This is a genomic window from Mariniluteicoccus flavus (genome assembly GCF_054776655.1).
Map to the genome: position 1 here is coordinate 1 of NZ_BAAHBN010000025.1, position 1,298 is coordinate 1,298.

Annotated in this window: 1 protein-coding gene; it reads right to left on the reverse strand. The window is 66.7% G+C overall.

Annotation, left to right across the window (positions count from 1 at the left end; all coding sequences use genetic code 11):
* Positions 1-1,270: IS256 family transposase (locus ACYVAG_RS17590; protein WP_460771836.1), on the reverse strand; the 1,270-nt coding region annotated here is incomplete at its 3' end.
* Positions 1,271-1,298: the final 28 nt, after the last annotated feature.

The window sequence follows — 1,298 nt, forward strand, 5'->3', positions numbered from 1 at the left end:
AGGGGTTGATTCGGTCGGGGTAGACGAGGGCGAGTTCGCCGAGGGCGGCTTTCCAGCCTTGGATGACGGAGCCTTCGACGAGTTTGCCGGGGGCTTTGCGTGCAGTGCCTTTGGGGAGGCCGGCTTCTTTGGCGCGTTCCCGGGCGCGTTTGTCCTCGATGGTGCGGATCGCCAGCCACAGCAGCTTGATCGCGGACGCGTCGGAGGGGAAGTGGCCGCGGTTCTTGATGATCTTGCGGAGTTGGTAGTTCAGTGACTCGATGCTGTTGGTGGTGTAGATGACCTTGCGCAGTGCCGGGCCGAACGCGAGGAACGGGACGAACCGGTCCCACGCGTTCTCCCACGAGGCGACCGCGGCCGGGTATTTCTTGCCCAGCAGGGAGTCAGCGAACGTGGTCAATGCCATCAACGCGGCCTGTTCGGTCGGGGCGGTGTAGATCGGACGCAGCATCGCCGCGACGGCCTTGCGGTCTTGGTAGGCCACGAACCGCATCGAGGCCCGGATCAGGTGCACCACGCAGGTCTGGACCATCGCTTGGGGCCAGGTCGCCTCGATGGCCTCGGGGAACCCTGTCAGCCCGTCGCAGCACACGATCAGCACGTCGCTGACGCCGCGGTTGGCGAGCTCGGCGCAGACCCCGGCCCAGAACTTCGCGCCCTCGCTGGCCTGGACCCAGATCCCCAACACATGCTTGACGCCGTCGAGGTCGACCCCGACCGCGATGTGCGCGGCGCGGTTCGCGACGTGGGCGCCGTCGCGGATCTTCACGACCAGCGCGTCGAGGTAGATCACCGGGTAGAACGCCTCCAGCGGGCGGGCCTGCCAGACGGTGACTTCGTCGGCCACGGCGTCGGTGACCTTGCTGATCGTCTCGTGGGACAGTTCGGTGCCCAACGTGGCCGCGAGGTGGTGCTGGATATCGCGGATCGTCATCCCGCCGGCATAGAGGCTGATGATCATGTCTTCCAGCCCGCCCAGCCGCCGTGCGCCTTTGGGGACCAGCGCTGAGGCGAACGTGGAGTTCCGGTCCCGGGGCTGGTCCAGGCCGATGTCGCCGACCTCGGTCCCCACCGATTTCGGTGTGGTCCCGTTGCGGGAGTTCCCACTCCCGTGACCGGCCCGGTCGCCCTTCTCATAGCCCAAGTGGTCACTGAGCTCGGCCTGCATCCCGCGTTCGAGGACGGCTTTGATCATCTCGGGCAGGAATCCGCCCTCCCCGGTCAACGCCACGCCCCGCTCACCGGTCGCGGCCATCAACTTGTCGAGCATCGCGTCGTCGAACAGCTCACGACGTAAC